The 19,868-nt window shown below is 59.1% G+C and carries 20 protein-coding genes and 2 pseudogenes; 11 read left to right on the plus strand and 11 right to left on the minus strand.

Features of this window, described 5'->3' with window-relative positions; genetic code table 11:
- Window positions 1-11: 11 nt before the first annotated feature.
- The 5 genes from AC1DX4_RS30370 to AC1DX4_RS30390 are packed head-to-tail and all read left to right on the plus strand — an operon-like array spanning window position 12 to window position 2,067.
- Entirely contained in the window at window positions 12-230 is a 219-nt protein-coding gene (locus AC1DX4_RS30370) for a hypothetical protein (RefSeq protein WP_477223827.1), read from the plus strand.
- Window positions 230-583, plus strand: a complete 354-nt coding sequence (locus tag AC1DX4_RS30375) for a low affinity iron permease family protein (RefSeq protein ID WP_477223828.1) — start codon at window positions 230-232, stop codon at window positions 581-583. Before AC1DX4_RS30370 ends, AC1DX4_RS30375 begins: the two co-directional genes overlap by 1 nt.
- A gap of 55 nt (window positions 584-638) precedes the next feature.
- Window positions 639-1,385: an SOS response-associated peptidase gene (locus tag AC1DX4_RS30380; RefSeq protein WP_477223829.1), complete on the plus strand. Its 747-nt coding sequence runs from the start codon at window positions 639-641 to the stop codon at window positions 1,383-1,385.
- Between the two features lie 14 nt (window positions 1,386-1,399).
- Window positions 1,400-1,612, plus strand: a complete 213-nt coding sequence (locus tag AC1DX4_RS30385) for a DUF768 domain-containing protein (protein ID WP_477223830.1) — start codon at window positions 1,400-1,402, stop codon at window positions 1,610-1,612.
- Between the two features lie 23 nt (window positions 1,613-1,635).
- Entirely contained in the window at window positions 1,636-2,067 is a 432-nt protein-coding gene (locus AC1DX4_RS30390; protein WP_477223831.1) for a hypothetical protein, read from the plus strand.
- Between the two features lie 74 nt (window positions 2,068-2,141).
- On the opposite strand, the gene AC1DX4_RS30395 is transcribed toward AC1DX4_RS30390, so the two are convergent.
- Together AC1DX4_RS30395 and AC1DX4_RS30400 are read right to left on the minus strand one after the other, a co-directional pair.
- Complete coding sequence (locus AC1DX4_RS30395) at window positions 2,142-3,179, minus strand: sensor histidine kinase (protein WP_477223832.1); 1,038 nt, start codon at window positions 3,177-3,179, stop codon at window positions 2,142-2,144.
- Complete coding sequence (locus AC1DX4_RS30400; protein ID WP_477223833.1) at window positions 3,179-4,684, minus strand: ATPase domain-containing protein; 1,506 nt, start codon at window positions 4,682-4,684, stop codon at window positions 3,179-3,181. The genes AC1DX4_RS30395 and AC1DX4_RS30400 overlap by 1 nt, the downstream gene beginning before the upstream one ends.
- Before the next feature lie 484 nt (window positions 4,685-5,168).
- Between AC1DX4_RS30400 and AC1DX4_RS30405 the strand changes: the two genes are divergently transcribed.
- On the plus strand, window positions 5,169-5,405 hold the full coding sequence (locus AC1DX4_RS30405; protein ID WP_477223834.1) for a hypothetical protein: 237 nt from the start codon (window positions 5,169-5,171) through the stop codon (window positions 5,403-5,405).
- A gap of 784 nt (window positions 5,406-6,189) precedes the next feature.
- Here AC1DX4_RS30405 and AC1DX4_RS30410 read toward each other — a convergent pair.
- From AC1DX4_RS30410 to AC1DX4_RS30430, 5 genes are all read right to left on the minus strand, one after another.
- The gene (locus AC1DX4_RS30410) at window positions 6,190-6,930 is read right to left on the minus strand and encodes an SDR family oxidoreductase (protein ID WP_477223835.1); all 741 of its coding nucleotides are present in this window, start codon (window positions 6,928-6,930) and stop codon (window positions 6,190-6,192) included.
- 136 nt (window positions 6,931-7,066) lie between these two features.
- Window positions 7,067-8,044 (minus strand): amidohydrolase family protein, encoded by a 978-nt coding sequence (locus AC1DX4_RS30415; RefSeq protein ID WP_477223836.1) that lies wholly within the window; start codon window positions 8,042-8,044, stop codon window positions 7,067-7,069.
- An 86-nt stretch (window positions 8,045-8,130) separates the two neighbouring features.
- Window positions 8,131-8,820 (minus strand): type 1 glutamine amidotransferase domain-containing protein, encoded by a 690-nt coding sequence (locus AC1DX4_RS30420; RefSeq protein ID WP_477223837.1) that lies wholly within the window; start codon window positions 8,818-8,820, stop codon window positions 8,131-8,133.
- A gap of 2 nt (window positions 8,821-8,822) precedes the next feature.
- Window positions 8,823-9,881: an NAD(P)-dependent alcohol dehydrogenase gene (locus tag AC1DX4_RS30425; RefSeq protein ID WP_477223838.1), complete on the minus strand. Its 1,059-nt coding sequence runs from the start codon at window positions 9,879-9,881 to the stop codon at window positions 8,823-8,825.
- 104 nt (window positions 9,882-9,985) lie between these two features.
- Entirely contained in the window at window positions 9,986-10,285 is a 300-nt protein-coding gene (locus tag AC1DX4_RS30430; RefSeq protein WP_477223839.1) for a superoxide dismutase, read from the minus strand.
- 265 nt (window positions 10,286-10,550) lie between these two features.
- On the opposite strand from AC1DX4_RS30430, the gene AC1DX4_RS30435 reads away from it, so the two are divergent.
- Window positions 10,551-11,456: a LysR family transcriptional regulator gene (locus tag AC1DX4_RS30435; protein ID WP_477223840.1), complete on the plus strand. Its 906-nt coding sequence runs from the start codon at window positions 10,551-10,553 to the stop codon at window positions 11,454-11,456.
- 42 nt (window positions 11,457-11,498) lie between these two features.
- Here the strand turns inward: AC1DX4_RS30435 and AC1DX4_RS30440 are convergent, their stop codons facing one another.
- On the minus strand, window positions 11,499-12,662 hold the full coding sequence (locus AC1DX4_RS30440; protein ID WP_477223841.1) for a serine hydrolase domain-containing protein: 1,164 nt from the start codon (window positions 12,660-12,662) through the stop codon (window positions 11,499-11,501).
- Window positions 12,663-12,762: 100 nt separating this feature from the next.
- On the opposite strand from AC1DX4_RS30440, the gene AC1DX4_RS30445 reads away from it, so the two are divergent.
- The 4 genes from AC1DX4_RS30445 to AC1DX4_RS30460 all read left to right on the plus strand — a co-directional run bounded on the left by AC1DX4_RS30445 (window position 12,763) and on the right by AC1DX4_RS30460 (window position 17,305).
- Window positions 12,763-13,647 (plus strand): LysR substrate-binding domain-containing protein, encoded by an 885-nt coding sequence (locus AC1DX4_RS30445; protein WP_477223842.1) that lies wholly within the window; start codon window positions 12,763-12,765, stop codon window positions 13,645-13,647.
- Between the two features lie 227 nt (window positions 13,648-13,874).
- Window positions 13,875-14,225: a putative quinol monooxygenase gene (locus tag AC1DX4_RS30450; protein WP_477223843.1), complete on the plus strand. Its 351-nt coding sequence runs from the start codon at window positions 13,875-13,877 to the stop codon at window positions 14,223-14,225.
- A 577-nt stretch (window positions 14,226-14,802) separates the two neighbouring features.
- Window positions 14,803-16,146, plus strand: coding sequence for a hypothetical protein (locus AC1DX4_RS30455; RefSeq protein ID WP_477223844.1), 1,344 nt, complete (start codon window positions 14,803-14,805; stop codon window positions 16,144-16,146).
- Window positions 16,147-16,897: 751 nt separating this feature from the next.
- Window positions 16,898-17,305, plus strand: coding sequence for a hypothetical protein (locus tag AC1DX4_RS30460; protein WP_477223845.1), 408 nt, complete (start codon window positions 16,898-16,900; stop codon window positions 17,303-17,305).
- A gap of 84 nt (window positions 17,306-17,389) precedes the next feature.
- Here the strand turns inward: AC1DX4_RS30460 and AC1DX4_RS30465 are convergent.
- From AC1DX4_RS30465 to AC1DX4_RS30475, 3 genes and pseudogenes are all read right to left on the minus strand, one after another.
- Window positions 17,390-17,521 (minus strand): annotated as a pseudogene (locus AC1DX4_RS30465) (3'(2'),5'-bisphosphate nucleotidase CysQ); the annotation flags it as partial.
- Complete coding sequence (cysN, locus tag AC1DX4_RS30470; protein WP_477223846.1) at window positions 17,484-19,418, minus strand: sulfate adenylyltransferase subunit CysN; 1,935 nt, start codon at window positions 19,416-19,418, stop codon at window positions 17,484-17,486. The pseudogene AC1DX4_RS30465 and the gene cysN, both read right to left, overlap by 38 nt.
- Before the next feature lie 14 nt (window positions 19,419-19,432).
- Window positions 19,433-19,525: pseudogene (locus AC1DX4_RS30475) on the minus strand (sulfate adenylyltransferase subunit CysD); the annotation flags it as partial.
- Window positions 19,526-19,868 lie beyond the last annotated feature (343 nt).

Here is a 19,868-nt window from a genome sequence, read left to right on the forward strand (position 1 = left end):
CTTGAAGATAAATGAGCACACGCGGGATCAATTTTCTCGATCGATGGATGGCAGATGAGTTGCCTGAACCCTCGACCGACGATCCAATTATAATCAGCGACCTTGCGGACCAAGTGATGAAAGCTGCCGATCAGGCGGGCATCGCTACCAGAGAAATCAGCGAAGAAGTGCCTAGCGTGTTCGAGGTGATAGCGGAAGCCTTGGACCATCGCGAAGGCGGTACCCCGTAATGAACCGCTTCCTGTTCGTCACAGCCGATTTTCTGTCTCGCCCGCCCGGCTTCTACGTAATGGCCCTGGCCATGGTGGTGTGCACGGCCCTCGTGCCGTTCGGCCTCACCAATGTCGTAACCTACGGTCTGTCAGTCGCGGCCATTGTCATCACTGGTGTCGTTTTGATTCAGGGATATCGCGACACCGCAGCAATCCACGCCAAGCTTGATGAGATCATCGTAGCACTTAACGAGACTAGGAACGACGTGGTCGGTTTGGAGCATGAAGACCCAGAAAAGATCAAAGCTGAACTGAACAGGCTGGAAGCGGAGGCATCCGAGCGATCCGCCGAGGAGATCGACAACGCTTGACTCGTTCCCGACTTGTTCCCATTTTGGTCTTCCGCGACGACAGGCTGGTGATCTCATGTGTGGACGTGTTTTCGTCAAAACGACAATTCCCGACATGGTGCGGCGTTTCGAGTTCGCCCATCCTGGCGACGTCGAGCGCATGGGTAATGGCTTCCCGATCTGGAACGGTGCACCGAGTTTGAGCTATCCGATTATCATCCGAGAAGAATTGTCCACTTCGATGGCCGGTTTCGTGTCGGCCCGGTGGGGTCTTGTTCCCGGATGGGCTCGTGATGGGGGCGGCCGCCCGCCGCCCGTGAACGCACGCTGCGAGACCATCGCCACCAATGGCATGTTCCGTAAGGCCTATGCCTCACGGCGCTGCCTGGTGCCGGTGGATGGGTATTTCGAATGGCAGAAGCTGGATGCCACGGGCAAGAGGAAGCAGCCCTATGCGATCGCTATGAAGGATGACGAGCCCTTCGCCATGGCTGGGATCTGGGAAGAATATGCCGACAAAATCACGGGCGAACTGATCCGCACCTTCGCCATCGCCACCTGCGAGCCGAATGAGCTGATGGCAACCATTCATGACCGGATGCCGGTGATCCTGGCGCCGGCCGACTACATGCGCTGGCTCGGACCGCAGCCAGATCCTCGCGACCTGATGAAGCCGTTCCCGTCCGACCTAATGAAGATGTGGCCTATCGGCAGCAAGGTAGGCAGTCCCCGGAACAACACACCTGACATCATCCACGAGATCGATCGACCCGACATCATCGATGTGAAGGGCCACGGTCCCGACGATCTTTTCGACGTCTGACCGAGCTTGGCCTGATGAGTGCACGCGGGACGAATTTCCGCTTCGAATGGATTTCAAACAATATCCACGAGACCGACGATGTCTCCGTCGCCGAGCTGACGGAGATGCTCGTTGCCGACGCGAAGACGCTGGGCTTCAGCAGAGTGGAAATTGAGGAAGATACAGGCAGCGCCTCTGAGGCGATCGATAAGGCGCTTCGTTACCAGGATGCGGGCTTAGTCGACTGACAGGCCGTACAAGGGATGATCGCATGCCGGCTGATAGGTTGAAGGTCCGCGATGCTGCGGAGGATGGTTATGAGGTCCTCGAGGACGGCGAGCCGATCTGGTCGTTTGAGACCTTAGTTGAGGCCGTCCAGTTTGTCCGGGATCGTGACGCGCGGCTCTGGCTCGATTGGGCGCGAACTGTGATTGGAGGCCAGACCGTTCGTCCCCAAGATTTCGAGCCGTCGTTCCTCGGCTCCGGCGTCGACCGCGTGCTTGGCGAGCAGCACGGGCCGAGCAAGGACAAATGGTTCTGGTCGATCAGCACGAACGACAAGCGCTGGCGCGTCCATGGCGGTCAGCGCGAGAGGGAGGACACCAAAGACGCTGCGGTGGCTGCCCTTGAGCGCGAGTTCTCCAACTACCTGGCCGGCACGCCTGTGAAGCCGTCGCCTTATCCGCAGGCGAAGGGTTTCTAGCGAAAATCGCCTGCTTCGCCTGACTTCGCGGCGTCATTCGCTGCCTTCGAACCGGCCAGCCACGCGCGCCGCCGTCAATAGCCAGGCACCAGCCTGGTCTCACGCACAGGCAAAGCCATTGCGAAGTGGAAACCGTCGCGGTGGTAGTTCAATTCGAGCTTGGCATCGCACTGCACCGCCACAACCTTCTCAAGCAGCGTCGTGCCGAAACCGCGCCTTTTGGGCTGCTCTACCGCAGGACCGCCCTTTTCCAGCCAATTAAGATTGACGACCCTAGCGTCGCCTGAGCTGCCGACCGACCACCTGATTTCAAGGCGGCCTTGAGGTCGAGATAATGCACCATACTTCGATGAATTGGATGCAAGCTCATGGAACGCCATACCGACCGGTATCGCAATGTCAGCGACTAGCGACACATCCGGTCCCTCGAGCAATACGCGGGACTTGTCGCTGGTATCGTAATGTCGCAGCTCCGATTCAAGCAGCTTATGTAAGGAAGCCATCTGCCAGTAGTCGTCGGTCAGCATCGAGTGCGTGTCAGCCAGAGAAACAATTCTGGCCGAGAAATCTCGCGTGAAGTCCTCCACGCTGCCACTCGACCTAGCGGTCGCACTCATCATTGCACGGACATTGGCCAACGTGTTTTTGACACGGTGATGGAGTTCTCGGATCAACAACTTCTGCCGATCGGCTATTTCCTGCCTCTGTTCAATATAGGACTTCACCTCAAGTTGGCGGGCACGGGCGCGCAGTGCGGAGCGCACAGAATTTGCCAGGCTGGAGGCCAGGAACGGTCGCTCCAGGACAATAAGGTAACCATCCAGAAACGACAGCCGCTTGTCGATTTCTGTTCCCCGCATGCTCAAGAGCACGATCGGGAAATCCGACCACGTTGGTTGGTGCTCCAACCAGGATGCAAATTGATTTCGGTCGGAGCTGATCAGGGCCTCCTCGGCAACCACCAGACACTGGGCCTCGTCCAGATGCGAAAGGGTTTCATCCAGGCTTGGGCAGATGTGCGAGCGGATTTCATTCGTGGCGAGTATCGACGCCGCAATCTTTGCGTCACGTCCCACTGGCGCAAGTATGAGCACACCGCAGTCAGATGGCATCACGATGCCTTGTCGTTGAGGAGATCGCCCTGCTTGCCCTCATAGGTAGGCACACCAGTCAAAATCCCCCGGAACTCTTCCAACGGCTCCCCAACGGCGAGGCCCGCCGCACTGATCTTGAATTCGCGGATGGTATCCTCATGAGGGCCAACGCGCTTTTTGACGACCGATATAGCCCGTCTCAGCCGGCCGCCGCTTTCAAAGAACCGCAGCAGCATGACCGAATCGCAGAGGTAGGTCATGTCGACAGGAGAGGCCATTTGCCCGATCAGTCCATGATTGGCCAAAAGCAGGATCGTCACAACACCCTTCTGGTTAAGGTAGGTGAGGATCTCGTGCATCTGCAACACGAGATGCTGCTCCTCCGACATTGCGTTGAGGTAGCCAGTCAAACTATCGATCACCACAATTCTCGCATTCGATTGCTCGACAGCCGACTGGACGCGTGACGACAACTCGCCCGGCGACAATTCTGCAGGATCAACCTGTTCCAGCAACAGGCTCCCATCGTTGGCAAACGGCTGCAGGTCCATGCCCAGCCCTGAGGCACGCGCCAAGAAGATGCGCTTGGTCTCATCGAACAACAGGACAAGCACGTGTTCACCGCGCTTCAGAGCGGCATAGCAATAAGTACAGGCAATGGTTGATTTCCCAACACCAGATGGGCCCATGAGCAGGGTGCTGGTGCCGCGTTCAAGGCCGCCGCCAACCAGCGTATCGACAGAACTGTCGCTGACGGCCACAGTCCCGTGCTCGGCCACGTCGTGTTCGGCGGCAACTAGACGGGGAAAGACGGTAACCCCACCGGGGCGAATGACGAAATCGTGGAAGCCGCCGCGGATCTGGACACCGCGCATCTTGATCACACGAAGCCGTCGACGTTCCCCTCCATAGATTGGCGAAAGCTGCTCCATGCGGATCACGCCGTGGCTGATCGAATGCAAGTTGAGATCATCATGCTCGGCAGTGAGGTCATCCAGTAGAAGCACAGTGACGTTGTTTAGGAGAAAGAAGCTCTTCAACGCCAAGACCTGCCGCCGGTAGCGCAACGATCCTTGTGACAGAAGGCGGATCTCCGACAAGGAGTCGAACACGACCCGATCCGGTTTGATACGCTCGATTTCGGCAAGCGCGGACTGCACCGTCTCACCCAATTCCAGATCGGAGGAGTGCACCAAGGTCTGAAGCTGCGACGGGTCGAGACTTAGCTCTGGCGGCACCAGTTCGAGTATTTCGATACCCTCGAGTGAAAAGCCGTGCCGGTCAGCTACGGATCGCAGTTCTCGCTTACTTTCGGAGAGGGTTATATAAAGACATTTCTCGCCGGTCTCCGCGCCATGGATCAGGAACTGGAGACCGAGGGTTGTTTTGCCTGAACCCGGCCTGCCCTCGACGAGATGTGAACGGAATTTCGCGTACCCGCCGCGCAGGACATAATCGAGGCCGCTAACGCCGGATGGTATAGGTGAAGCGTCATCCTGGTCCACGTTGCCTCGCTCATGCATTTCGTGAACAGCCTAACGGATGGCGATTTCAATGGTTCCGCTTCGCACGGCAAAACGAGGCCGTGTTTCAAGCGCTGTCCAAAGCAGGCTTGCGCTGATTGCCGGACGCGGTGGCGATCGATGGAGCCACCCCCGCCTTGCTTCCCCTGCCAGACGCGAGTCCTGCAGACCTTCGTCAAGAATGAAAAGCAGTATGAGGGGCTGCCCGCGTCGACTGCGGACGAAAGTGTCCGATTGTTCAAAATGCGTAGGTCGTTGCGGTACAGGACGATGATGGGTCGGCCGTCATTCGCGTCTGTCGCTTGTCGGAGCGCCAATCAGCGTTGTACCGTCGCAAATGCTTATTAAGGAATCCGTTGCCGTTACATCATAGTTTAATGACGGCCGATAGCGACGCTGCCAAAATGATCAGGTTGGCGGAGCCCTCTTTGGGCTTCGCTGCTTGGGAGCGACCATCGCACCCTCTCGTCTTTGGAGGCGTCTGATGCATAACCGACCAGTGCGCTCTTACGGCGAAGCATTTTATCCCAACGACCTCGACGCACTAAAAGCCGTTTTTGACTGCCTGTGTGTTGAATTTCATGTGCTTCCCGACACCTCACACGCGCAAGAAATCGCTGCGGAACTCATTAGGCTTTTCCAGACCGGCATGGCTGATGACGATATGTTGAAGATTGCGATGCGCGCCCGCTGGAATAATTACTGCAAGGTAGCTGGTTAGGACCTTTGGCTCCTATCTCTGTCACAATCTGGCGGCGGTACGGATTTTAGCGCAACATTCGCAAGCATTTTGGCATCAGGTCGCTATGTCCGCTTTTTGCGTTGCCCACATTTTTAGCGGACGATCTGCTGTCGGCCCCATTTCGGTAGTTCACTACCAAGGAGTTCCTGACGACCTGCGGCTACATCGGCGATATCTTGACGCCTGTAATTAGTCGCGTTCATCGTCCTTAGGTTCGCCAGACCATACGAGAGAATACGAAGGAAACGGCTTGGCGAACCATCCGCTAACGTATTGATTTTGTGTAGAAAATGCTGACCCTCCGGGCCCACCAACTTATTACAAATCAGTAGCTTACGCATAATTCTTTGAGTTTGAATTGAGCGTTGTCGGGTAAGCCTGTGCCTTTTGGGTGAAATGGTTTTGGGCCCGTTCGTCAATTTCCTCCGTCTCGTTGATGGCACCCGTCACACGTAGCCCAACAACTCCGGCTTCGAAAGACCTTCCAGCGATGCATGCGGTGATCGGCGGCTTGAGCGTGCAAATTGGACGGGTTCTGATAAGAAAAGACCAGCTAGATCAATGACGTAGCTGGATTGAAAACAATCGAGTGGGAGTAGGGGAAGCGGCGCGATAGCATCGATTGTCAGGCATCTTTTTTCAGTGCACGTCCAGGCCCACCATTTGATCCGCTGTCCGGCCCGCAGACATGGCTAATAGAACCTTTGAGGCGCGCGGCGCACGACGGGGATTGCCGAGACCCGCGCGGCAATCCCATGGTGGCTCAGGAGCGGCTGTTCATCCGCTCGAACAAGGCTTCGCCCAGCTGGCGTGTTTGGGCAGAGATACCGACAAGCACCTCGTCCTTGTCCGCTTCGAGCTGCGCAAGCGCTTCCGTGGCGAATTCTTCCGAACTGACCATCATACGGTTGGCTGTCCCTTCACTGCGCGTGTTGCCACCAAGACCGGTATCGACAATCGGTGGGGCTATCTCCACCACCCGGATTCCTGTCGATTTCAACTGATGGCGCAGGCTCAGCGTGAAGGAGTGAATCGCGGCCTTGGTGGCGCAATAAACCGGCACATCCGCCATCGGCGAGAAGGCCAGCCCCGAGCTGACGTTGATGATATGAGCGTGCTCCTGCTGCCTGAGGGTGGACAGCAGGTCGGCGATCAGGTGGATAGGCGCTGTGAGGTTGATAGCCACTTCCTGATCGAGAGTGGCGATCTCCGGATCATGGTTGAAGTCGCGCCGGTGCTGAACGCCGGCATTGTTGATGACGACATTGAGGGTTGGATGGCTCGCTTTCAGCCAATCGGCCATCGACCGGCGACTTGCGGTATCGGCGATATCGCAGATGCGGGTGACTAGCGCCGGCGCTTCTTCTTTCGCTTTGCGAAGAGCGGCTTCGTTCCTACCGCAGATTATAACCTGATTGCCTTTTTCGGAAAAGCGTCGCGCGAGCGCAAAACCGATACCGGTTGCGCCGCCGGTGATAAGAATTGTATTTCCTGTGAGCTTCAATGTCGTGGGTCCTTCTAATGAATTGAGGAGGTGCACCGACGATGACTTAGGCCTATCAGCGGACAAACCTTTACGACCGGCGAGCCGGTGTAGGTGTTGCTATCCGTTGAGGCTGGGACCCGGCTGCGCCGGGTTCTTAGCCAGAACTCCTGGTCAAATGCTCCCAGTTTTCGTGGGCAAGCTTCGCCTTGTCGGCGTTGTCGAGCGTCAGATCTTCCACGAATCTCCGTGCGTCGCTTCCTGGGCGATACTGGTAGGGATAGTCCGTCGAAAACAGGATGCGGTCGGGGCCGACGGCGCCGATCGCCTGCTGCAGATATGCCGGACTGAACATTCCGCTGGCGGTCAGATAGAGATTGTTGCGGACATACTCGACAAACGGCCGCTGCAACCCCGACACCCGATCGAGCATTGCGAGCCGCTCGAGATAAAAGATCACCATTTCGCCCCAGTGGCCAAGGATCATCTGAAGGTTGGGATGGCGGTCGAATACCCCGGCCAGGACGACGCGGACGAACTGAATGCCGGCCTCGTAGTGCCATCCAAGACCAAAGGTCGAGAGGGCAAGGTCAACCGGTGCGCCGAACCCCGCATAATAGGCGTCGCGAATGCTCGTCTGCGGAATCTGGGGATGGATCAGCAGCGGGACACCCAGCTCCGCCGCGCGGGCGAATGTCGGCTCGAAGATCGCATGGTCCAGATTTTTCTCACCGATGCGGCCGTAGAGAATGGCGCCCTTGCAGCCGAGCTCGAGGACACAGCGCTCGAGTTCCTGCGCGGCTGCGTCAGGGCTTGCGGATGGCAGCACTGCCAATGCCTGGAAGCGGGATGGCTTCGAGGCCACGGTTTCAGCCAGGAGATCGTTGACCCGGCGAGCCAGATCGGCGGCGTGATTCCCAAGGTTGTTGAGGCCGGGCGTCGTCAGGGAGAGGACCTGCACGTCGACACCTGTTTCGTCCATCAGCGCGAGGCGCTGCTCGCCAAGATCAGCGAGGCGATTGCCGAGGATCCCGGGATTGAGCCCGAGTGTTCCGTCATCGGCGCCGGCAATGGTGTTCCACGCATGCTGCACCTCTTCGGGAAGTACATGCTCTTCGATCGCGATGATCTTCATCTCTGCTCCTTCCTCCTGCTGCACTCCGGCGCCTCAGATCGACAGCTATTCGTCGCGCCCAAGATCAATGGCCCGGATATTGTCGCTCAGGACTTTGCGGTCAGCTGACCGACGACTGCCTCGCCGACGCCGTGCGCGGACGCCGGGTTCTGGCCGGTGATCAGGCGGCCGTCGACCACAACCTTCTCCGTCCAGTTCGGGGCCGGCTGGTGCAGCGCACCCCGCTCCTTGAGAGTGGTCGCGAGCAGATAAGGCACGACTTTCGTGTACTTGACCTCCGCCTCCTCCTCGTCGGTAAAGGCGGCGACCTTCTTGCCGGCTACGAGATAGCTGCCGTCCGAAAGCGTCGCGTTCACCAGGGCTGCCGGGCCATGGCAAACTGCGGACACGATGCCGCCTGCTTCGTAGATCTCGCGGATGACGCGCTGGACAGCCGCATTGTCAGCAAAGTCCCACATCGTCCCGTGGCCGCCGGCGAAGAAAACCGCCGAATAGCGTGACGGGTCGAGTTCGCCAAGGATCAGCGAGTGGGCGAGCGCGTCACGGAATTCCTGGTCGTGCCAGAAGCGGTCGTTGACCGGATCCTTGAGGTCGAAGAAGTCGATCGGTGGATGCCCGCCCCGGATCGAGGCGATCTCGGCCGGGATGCCGGCTTCGCGGAACACCGCAAGCGGATGCGTGAGCTCGACCATGGCGAAGCCTGTCGGCTCGCCGCTGTCGCCGCGGATCGGGTGACTGGTGACGACGCAAAGAATGGGCTTGATATTGTCTGGCATTGTCATGTTCCTCGTGATTTGAGTGAGGCCATGTCGATGACGAAGCGATACTTTACGTCGCTCTTCAACATGCGCTCATAGGCTTCATTGATCTGTTGGATCGCAATGATCTCGACATCCGAGACGATGCCGTGCTGACCGCAGAAATCGAGCATCTGCTGGGTCTCGGCGATGCCGCCGATGAACGATCCCGAGATCGCCCTGCGGCCGCGCACAACGCCGCCGGCGTTCACCGGCGTGCCAAGCGGCCCCATATAGCCAATCAGGACAAGCACGCCTTCCAGCGCAAGCGTCGGCATGTATGGGTTGACGTCGTGGTCGTAGGGGACTGTGTCGATGATCACGTCGAATTGGCCGGCGACGGCCGCCATCTGGGCCGGATCGCTCGACAGCACCACATGATCGGCGCCGAGGCGGAAAGCGTCCTCATCCTTGCCGGTTGACCGGGTGAACAGCGTGACGTCGGCGCCGAGCGCCTTGGCGAGCTTCAGCGCCATGTGGCCGAGGCCGCCAAGACCGATCACGGCGACCTTGCTGCCTTCATGGACATTCCAGCGGTGGAGCGGCGACCAGGTGGTAATGCCGGCGCATAGGAGCGGCGCGGCCCCGGCCGGATCGAGTCCATCGGGCAGAGCGAGAACAAACCTCTCCGACACCAAGATCATGTCGGAATAGCCGCCATAGGTTGGGCTGCCATCGTGCCTGTCGATGCTGGCATAGGTAAAGGTCGCGCCTTCGGCGCAGTCCTGCTCCCATCCATTGAGGCAGGGTTTGCAGTGCTGGCAGGAGTCGACCATGCAGCCGACGCCGACCATGTCACCCGCCTTGAAGCGGCTGACTTTCTCGCCGACCTGTCGAACCCTTCCGATGATCTCGTGGCCGGGAACGATGGGATAACTCGTGAAGCCAAAGTGATTGCGGACCAAATGCAGGTCCGTATGGCAGACCCCACAATAGACGATGTCGATCACGACATCGTCGGGCCGCGCAGCGCGCCGCTCGAAGGCGAAAGGCTCAAGAGCCCCGGTGGCCGATGGTGCGGAATAGCCCAGCACATTCATTGTCCGTATTCCTTGTCGATCCAGACGGGATTGAAGCGCTTGACGAAAGCTGCTGCGCCCGCCGATCGCGGCGGGCGCGAAGTGCTCCGTGATTTTGCGCAGTCTCAGGCATTTCCGGATGCGAACAGCGTTTCCCAATTGAGGAAAGGGCCAAGCGGGATAACATCCCAGTCGATGAGCCCGGCCTTGGCCAGCGGGAACTCGCTCAGAGCCTCTTTGGCGGCATCGATCGAGTCGCATTCGGCGATGATGGCCACGCCCGGACGGTCCTGGCGGAAATAGATGTCGCGCACGATACCGCTCTTGTAAGCCTGCCAGGTATGGCGGACTTCGTCCGTCATATGCGGTTGATACCGTTCCATGGTGGCGCCGGGTTGGGGAATGTCGAGGCAAAGCAGTTTCATGATGAGGCTCCTGGGTTGAGAAAAATGCGGATCAAGCAGGCTGAAGTCGGCGCACGGTCTGGGCAACGCGCCGACCCAAATAGGCTTCCAGCTCCAGATGGCTGTTGCCGGCCGCAATAATGCGGTGCATGACCGCGACCGTTCAAAATCGTTGGCGTGTTTTTGTACTTAGCGTAGAATGAACGTTGGCGGTGGCGACAGTTCTTCCCGTTTTTGGTTCCCGCCGTTCTACAATGCTCATACCCTTCCTGGGACCAGTCGCTAGATGCGTAATCGATTTGACGGCGTGCCGGTATTCGTCGAGGTGGTTGAAGCTGGTGGGTTTGCCAAGGCTGCCGAACGGCTTGCACTCACTCGCTCTGCTGTCGGAAAGTCCATCGCACGGTTGGAAGAACGGCTCGGTGTTCGCCTTTTTCACCGGACCACCCGCACGCAAAATCTGACGGAGGACGGCCAGCAATATTACGAGCGGTGCCTGCGTGCGATGGAGGAACTGCGGGCTGGCGAGTCCCTTCTCGAATCGGGAAGACGCGACGTCGTGGGAAGGCTGCGCGTTTCCATGCCGGTGTTGTTTGGCCGCTATTGTGTAGCGCCTGTTCTTCTCGCTTTCGCCCGCGAGCACCCTCGGCTCGAACTCGATCTGAGCTTCAGCGACAGGCAGGTCGATCTGATTGCCGATGGCGTGGACCTCGCGGTTCGCAACGGTGTCTTGGGCAACGGTGCTGGATTGCAAGCGCGGCGCATCACCAGCCAACGCAAGGTCCTCTGTGCCGCTCCCGCGTATCTGGCCGCCAAGGGTGCTCCCGATGAAATTACGGATCTGGCAGCCCATGACACGTTGCTCTATTGGCGCGCCGATCACGGACAAGCCTGGCAACTCCCAGACGCTAGCGGCAAACTAATCGACATCTCGGTCACGTCGCGGCTTCGGTTCGATGACCTCGAGGCCATCGCTAACGCCGCCGTCGACGGTATGGGTCTGGCCTGGGTTCCCCACTGGCTCATCCGCGATGAATTGCTTGCCGGCTCTCTCGTTGCATTGTGGGCCAATCGTCCAAGCGCATCGATGGAGTGCTACGCTGTCTGGCCGGCCACTCAATATTTGCCGCTGCGCTCACGACTGGCAATCGATGCCCTCGTCTCCGAGTTGCCGAAACGCGTGGAGGCTTGAGGCCGTAGCTTGCCGTCTGTCCGATCACGCTCTGAGCCAGAATTACAAAAGCGGCATCGCGGTCGCCGCCGCGATGCTCTGCGCGAACCTGCCCGACATTCCCTCGTAGGCAGTGTTCGTCATCGAGACGACGCTTCTCTTCCTGGCGAAATCGATACCCCACCAATTGCCATATGTTCCGCCCCAGGAAACCGATCCTTTGCTCCATTTGCTACCGGTGGACGCGGGGTCGATCAGGGCAGCGCCCAGCCAGGAAAAGCCCCACCCCGGGCCCATCGCCTGAGCCTCCGCGCCGACTCTGGGGGTCCTCGCCGCTTCACGCAGATCATCGCCCAGGAAAGCGCCGGTGCGGTAAGCCTCAAGCAGGGTCAGCACGTCGCGCGCGCGGCCAGCCATGCCCGCGCCGCCCGAGGGCCAGGCGGACGCGTCGCGAATGCGCTCCGGATCGAAGCGAACGCCGGGACCTTCAATGTAACGCTGCGGCACCTCGACACCGGTGGTCATCCGCACGGGCGCCGATGCGCCATTGTGGTAGGGGACCGCAATATCCTCTTGGGGCCAATGAAACGCCGCACCCAATTGTAACGGCTTGGCGACCAGGGCGCTGATTGCGCCGTCAAGGGTCGTGCCGGTGACGGCCTCAATCACGCCGCCCAGAACGTCCGTCGCAATGGAGTAGCGCCAGCCCTCGCCGGGAATGCGATCCAACGGCACGCTAGCGATACGGGCGAGATTTGCTTCGAGTGAGCCCCGGCTCTCCTCAAGACCATCCGACACCCCGGCACGGGCATAGGGTCCATCGGCGGGTTGCTGGTTGCGGTAGTCCAGCCCGGCCGTATGCGCCATCAACTGACCGATCCTGATGTCGGCTATCGAGCCATCGGCGAGACGAGGCGTAAACTCCGGCAGATACTTCGTCACCCTGTCTTCGGGCGACAGACGTCCGGCCTCCATCAATTTCAACGCAGCCATGGTCGTGAAGGCTTTCGTGACGGAAGCGAAGCGGAAAGGCGTCTCGATCTGCATCTGTCTGCCTGTCTCACGGTCAGCAAAGCCTGCCGCCCGCTCGTAAACGATCTTGCCATCTTGGGCGACGAGCACGACGCCACCAGCGATGCGGCCCTCTGCCAGTGCGTCCTCGATCGCAACATCGATCGCGTTTGCGAGGCTGTCCGGCCATGCCCTTAGGGCCAAATCTTCGGTCATATTTTTAACTCCAGGTTTGAAAGATGCTCCCTAGATGGCTCCGCTTGATTGTGAAGTCGAGTTGGGTCATGCTTCAAGAGCCTTGAAGCAGGACTTAATGATGGCGCTCGATCTTTTCTCGCTGCTGCCGATCTTCCGGATGGTCGCCACGACCAATGGCTTCACAGCCGCTTCCGGCCCGTTGGGGATAACGCCGTCAGCGGTGTCGCAGAAGATTCGCCAGATCGAGTCCCTTGTGGGGGTCCGGCTTTTCGAGCGCACAAGCCGTAGTGTCCGGCTGACCGAGGCGGGCCGCCTCCTGCTTGAAAACACGGACCGAGCGTTCAGCGACATCGCGGACGCACTCGACCGGGTTCGGACGGTTGGGAAGCGGCCGGCAGGAAATTTGCGGATCAACCTGTCGCGGCTGGCGGCTCAGGTCTGCATCTTGCCGCGACTGGTCGCCTTCGTCCGGCACTACCCGGACATCACAATCGAACTCGCAACCGACGATCGATTGTCCGATATCGTAGCTGGTGGCTTCGACGCCGGAATCCGTTTTCAAGATACACTGGAGATGGATATGATCGCTCGATCCATTGGTCCACCTCTTCGCCGCTCAGTGCTGGCCTCGCGCTCCTACCTGGAAGCTTTTGGCACCCCGCAGCATCCTAATGATCTGGGAAGCCACGAGGTTATCCGTTACAGGTTTCCTGGGAGCCAGCGACTGGAGCCGTTGACCTTCAACGTCAACGATCAGGTTTTTCGTCTCGATCCGCCACCGCGACTGGTGTTCGACGACAATCACCATTTCGATTTTGCCGTTCGCTCGGGCCTGGGTCTCGCCCAACTCTACAGAGCGACGGAAATACCTGCCATCGAGGCAGGTGAACTGGTTGAGCTTTTGACAGGATTCGAGCCAGGTCCTGTCCAGTTCAAGCTTTATTATCCCACACGCAATCAGCCGCCAAAACTCCGAGCATTCATCGATTGGTTTTGCGGTTAGGTCCATTCATTGCACAAGCCGCCGCTGCGGTCACGACTGGCAATCGATGCTCTGGTCTCCGAGTTGCCGAAACGCGTTGAGGCTTAAGGCCGCAAACCTTATGATCGCGATAATCACGCGCAGAGGCGCACCTGGCTTTGCGACGCTGGCCGGTAGGCGCCGCCACACAAGGAAGGAATGGAATGATAAAGGGCACAGGAGGCGCTCCACTCCCGTCCCGTGGGGAAATGCAAAATCTCTATGTGCAGATAGCGGAGCTCGAAATCGATCCTGCCCGGTTCGAGGACTATAAAGCTGCGGTCGAGGAGCAGATTGCGACGGCGGTCAGCGAAGAGGCGGGAGTCCTTGTGTTGTATGCCGTGGCCGAAAGCGAAAATCCCTCCCACGTGAGAGTTTTCGAAATCTATCGCGATACAGATGCATACCGGTCGCATTTGGAATCCGCTCATTTCAAGAAGTACAAGGCCGCGACGGTGAAGATGGTCAAGTCGCTCAAGCTCATCCAAGCAACGCCTGTCGTGCTCGGTGCAAAAAATTTGAATGCACTCGACATGGAACGACCGCTGGCGGAGCGGTGACGGTACTTTTCGAGACGGCTAGGGAGCGTTGTCGAACGCAGTGAAGGCGTTCCTTCAACTTTAAGGCAGTCTCGGAGCCATACGGAACGATACGGGAAGATTTCTGATTTTGGCCCACGAAAAACTCAACAAAATCAACGATTTTAATATGCCCTCCGGGCCCACCATGACCATTGAATTTATTGATGGACGCCCATAGCCATCGCAAGCCGGGACGCAATTCCGACCAAGACTTCGGAAGCTTCACCCGGTCCCCTCTGGGTTCGTCGTACTTCTTCATCCGCTCGGTCCTCCTGGCGCCGACCATAGCCAATCATCAGAAAGGAACATCCATGGAACCGCGACTTTGCGCGGGCGCTTGCGCTCGTCAACGAGATGACTAGCCGACTGGTCGTGGTAGCCCTATAGCGGGATCGACGTACTTATCCTGCGGGGCGCTGTAATTGGACGTGGGTGTCCGATATTTTGTCATATTTTGTGATTTGCACGACATCGCCGACGGGGCTCTGATATGTGCAGGCCTTTCTGGCTTCAGGCACGTGGCGAAAAGGGCGAGGGGTGTGAAAGGTGGCCAAGCATGGCCAATACGAACACCATTGTCTTGAGCGGCGACTATGGCTACCGCCAATATAAAATATCCGGTCTGCCCGCCGACACCATAATCGATGCCACCAGCGCCTCGTGGATCGTCGCCAATCAGGGAAGCCCCACCAACCTCTATCCCTTCGCGGTCGTCAACCCCGGCGACAACCTCGTGGCTTTGGGCGGCACGATCAACGGCACGGTCTCCCAAACCGGCGACTGGGAGAATATTTACGTCAACTCCGCCGCAGTCCGTGTGAATTCAGCCCACAGCTTTGTGATCGACGAATGGACAATCACCCAGCCTTGGGATGGCATCCGTGTCGGCGGCACTGGCACCTTCCTCATCGAAGATAGCTATGTCGGCTACTCACGAGACGACGCGGTCGAGGACGACGACGTTATCGGCGGCACGATCCGGGATTCCTTATTCGACCATGTGTTTTCCGGAGTGAGCCTTGGCGACGGTGACGTGGATGGGTCTGACAACACGGTCGTCATGGATGGCATGCTTCTGGGCATGGGAGAGTACCTTCGCAAAGGCGAGATGACCCACGGTTCGCCATTCAAACTCGACAAGGGCACAGGCCCTGACGATATCGTGCCCAGCCTGCACTTTATCGACTGCGTCGTGGCGATCACAGACGTTCACCACAACGGCTTGGAGCGGTTGCAGCGGGCCTGGGACAAGACGGTCGAGTCGCACGGCAATTACTATCTCAACCTCTCTGACACGCCGCTGCCGTCGACTTATCCAATGCCGCCCGCCGGCTGGACGGTCCTTCAAGGCCAGGTGGCCCGCGATTACTGGGCCAACGCCAAGGCGGTCTGGCACGCAACCCATGACGGGACCGACCCGTCACCTCCGCCACCGCCGACCGACCCGACCCACGGAACGACCGGGAACGATACGTTTGTCGGCACTGGCGCGGCCGATAGCTATGATGCCCTGGCTGGCAACGATACACTGCGGGGCCTGGGTGGCAACGACGTGCTGACCGGTGGCGCCGGCAAGGACACCTTCGTGTTTGACACGGCCTATGGGCCTGGCAATGTCGATAGACTAACCGACTTCCATGCGGCCGATGACTCGCTTTATCTCGACAACGCCGTCTTCACCAAGCTCGGCACCGGTTCCTTGTCCAGCCCGACGCAGGTGAACTCGTCGTATTTCGAGTTGCGCGAACACGCCACCAGCCACAACGATTACCTGCTCTACAACCGGACCACGGGCATTCTGTATTATGACCCCGATGGCTCGAAATCGATCCCCCAAGTGGAAATCGCCCACCTAGAGCCCGGGGCGGCCCTGACCTTCCACGACGTGTTCGTCGTTTGATCGCTCATGCGATCGCACATGGCACAACGAAGCGCGAGCGCGTCACCGACAGCGATCAGAAATGGCGGCGGATGGCGCCCATCTAGTTGCCGGTGGCGGGTTTCGCTATGTGGGCTTGTTTGCGCTCAAACGGTTCCCAGGTCGCAACGGTGCATAAGTAGTTCGGACCGTGAGTATCGAGGGAGGCGCTGATGCGGCGCGCGAGGAGCCCTGCCTGCGAATAGATTCGTGGAAGCCGTGCATTGGCGTGAAGCGGCAGTTGCACGGATCCTCGGCCAATTGGGACCTTGTCAGACCCTTTTAGACCATTCGTTTATCTGCCGCTCTGCTTCTTCTTTGGCAATCCCATACCCCTCCTGAATCCGTCCCAGGAGTTGGTCTCGATCATCGTCGGTGACATCGCCCATTGCTCCTTGGCTTTGCTTTTGAACTGCATCCATTTCCCCTTGATTTGATCCCAACTCATCGTTGCCTCCTTCGGTTGGAACAGGCGTAGGAGGAAAACCGGATTGATGACGAATTGTTCCGGCGCTCTAGCTAGACGAATTGCCTCTCCATGATGACGCCAGTGGCAGGAAAGAACCCGCCCTTTTTGGGGTGGGACGTGGGTCTGTTCGAGTGTCGGCGGCGGCGGAGCAATGGGCAGTACTAGTCAAAATTTGGCAATCGCGATTGTCCGTCGAGCAGCCGCCTACCCGGCCTTGTCAGCGCGTCCTGGTGCGAAGGGACCTTCGATCAAGAGGAGCCGACCATGAAACACCAAACCCTAAGCCAACTGCGGACAATCGCAGAAGTGGAACCCTTGTCGACATACCCGATCATGACCCGGCAACAGCGCATCGAGCGCTGGGCAAAGTTGCTAGACGAACATCCCGAGCGACGCCTGGGAGCGCGGACTGGCACTGAGCATCTGAAAGGGCAAGCCCGCGACCCAGCACGCAGTGAGGGCTCGCCAATTACAGTGGCCTTCGAGGATCCGGTACTGCGTGCGGTCGGCCTGAAGGATGCCACCTATGTGGAAGCAAAGCGCTTCTTCGAACTGTCGGACTGGGAATTGCACGACATCGTCTGCAGTTGCCATGTCGGGACCACGATAAGAGGACAATGGGCTGCCGCTAGAGTCCGCCGGACAATCGCTGGGAACAGGTTTTTCAGATGACTCAGGGAGAGAATGTGGCATTGAGGTTGCCTAGAACGGCCACAACGATTGCATCAGTAAGAGCCCTGACACCCGGCTTCTCCCGCGGTCGACCGCACAGCCGGCGTGGAACACTCGCATCACCTCGCGTCCGGCCGCCAGAGCCAGCGGCTCGAAGATTTCGAGCATCGGCCTGTCGTCAGACGCCGCCGCCGCTGTCGTGTTGGTCTTCGGCAATGTCGCGCTCGTTCAGCCAGTGTTCCAGGGCGTCTACCATCTCTTCGGCCGATTTGCCGAGTGTCTTGAGATGGATTTCCGGGTTTTCCGGCGCTTCGTAGGGAGAATCGACGCCGGTGAAGTTCTTGATCTCGCCATTCAGTGCGCGCGCATAGAGGCCCTTCGGATCGCGCCTGGCGCATTCCTGGAAGGGCGTATCGACGAACACCTCGATGAATTCGCCGTCGGCCATCAATTCGCGCGCCATGCGCCGCTCGGCGCTGAACGGCGAAATGAACGAAACAATGACGATCAACCCGGCATCGGCCATCAAGCGCGCCACTTCGGCGACGCGGCGGATGTTCTCGACGCGATCGGCGTCGGTGAAACCGAGATCGCGGTTGAGGCCGTGACGGACGTTGTCGCCGTCCAGGATATAAGTATGGTGGCCGGTGGCGAACAGCTTCTTTTCGAACAGGTTGGCGATGGTCGACTTGCCGGAGCCCGACAGCCCGGTGAGCCAGAATATGGCGGGCCGCTGGTTCTTCATGTCGGCGCGGACGCGCTTGCCGACATCGAGCGATTGCCAGTGGATGTTTTCGGCGCGGCGCAGCGAGTGCACGATCATGCCGGCGCCGACCGTGGCGTTTGAGATGCGGTCGATCAGGATGAAGGCGCCGGTGGTGCGGTTTTCGGCGAAGGGATCGAAGGCGATCGGCGCCCGCGTCGAGATGTTGCAGATGCCGACTTCGTTCATTTCAAGCGACTTGGCCGCTTCATGGGCAAAGTTGTTGACATTGATCCGGTATTTCAGGTCGGTGACAGTGGCGCTGGTCTGGTCGGTCTCGGTGCGCAGGATGTAGGAGCGGCCGGGCAGCAGCGCATGTTCGTCGAACCAGACGATGTTGGCGGCGAACTGGTCTGCGACCTGCGGCCGTGCGGCCGGCGAAACCAGCATGTTGCCGCGTGAGATCTCGACCTCGTCATCAAGAACGAGTGTAACAGCCTGGCCCGCGGCCGCCTGCGTGAGGTCGCCGCCATACGAGACGATCCGCTTGACGCGCGAGGATTTGCCGGACTTGGCGACAACGACCTCGTCGCCAGGCGCAACCGAGCCGGACGCGATCGTGCCGGCAAAGCCGCGAAAGTCGAGATTGGGGCGATTGACATACTGGACCGGGAAACGGAACGGCAGTTCAACCATCGCTTCGTCGACCGACACGGTTTCGAGATGCTCGATCAGCGTCGGGCCGGAATACCATTCCATGCTTTCCGATCGGCGGCTGACATTGTCGCCATAACGGGCCGACATCGGGATCGGCACGATGGTCTGGAAGCCGAGATCGCGCGAGAATTGCCCGTAGTCTTCGACGATCCGATCGAAAACCGCCTGGTCGAAATCGACGAGATCGATCTTGTTGACGGCCAGCACGACATGGCGGATGCCGAGCAGCGAGGCGATGATCGAATGGCGCCGGGTCTGGCGCAGCACCCCTTGCCGCGCATCGATCAGCACGATCGCCAGGTCGGCGGTCGAGGCGCCGGTTGCCATGTTGCGCGTATACTGCTCGTGGCCGGGCGTGTCCGCAACGATGAACTTGCGCTTCGGCGTGGCAAAGAAGCGGTAGGCGACATCGATGGTGATGCCTTGTTCACGCTCGGCCTCGAGACCGTCGACCAGCAGCGCGAAATCGATGTCGTCGCCGGTCGTGCCATGCTTGCGCGAATCGCCTTCGAGCGCGGCGAGCTGGTCCTCGAAAATCTGCTTGGTGTCGGACAGCAGGCGCCCGATCAGCGTCGACTTGCCGTCATCGACCGCACCACAGGACAGGAAGCGCAGCAGCGACTTTTTTTCCTGCGCCGCCAGGTACTCGCGGACGCCGTCGGTGGGTGCAAGGCTCTTTGCCATGTGGCGCACTGTTAAAAGTATCCCTCGCGCTTCTCGTCGAGGCGCAATTTCATGCGTTCGTCATCTCTGGGGATTAGCATGCCGTCGCGTTCCACCACCGGCCGTACCTCGGTGAATAGCGCTTACTGCGGCGGAACAAGGACAGGTTAAGGATCGGCGTCCGGCGGCTCTCATCCACGGCAGTCCGCCGCGCGATGCAATCCGAAAGGCGGCCCTGCAATATACCAGGCGATCCGATCTGGTCGTTGATGGACATGGTCATCTCCAAGCCTATCATTGGCTCTTCATAACCTCGTGCTCGCCGCTATCTTCTCCCGATCCGCGCTTCCCGAAGATCAGGTAAGAAGACTATCGGATCAATATATCGCATTGGGCGCGTCCGTGAAATGGTCCAATCGATGGGTCAGGTCCGCCTGTGGTGGGGCGCCATCCGCGACTGGAACGCGACTTACGACGAAG

This window comes from Mesorhizobium sp. P3_A8 (genome assembly GCF_056402995.1).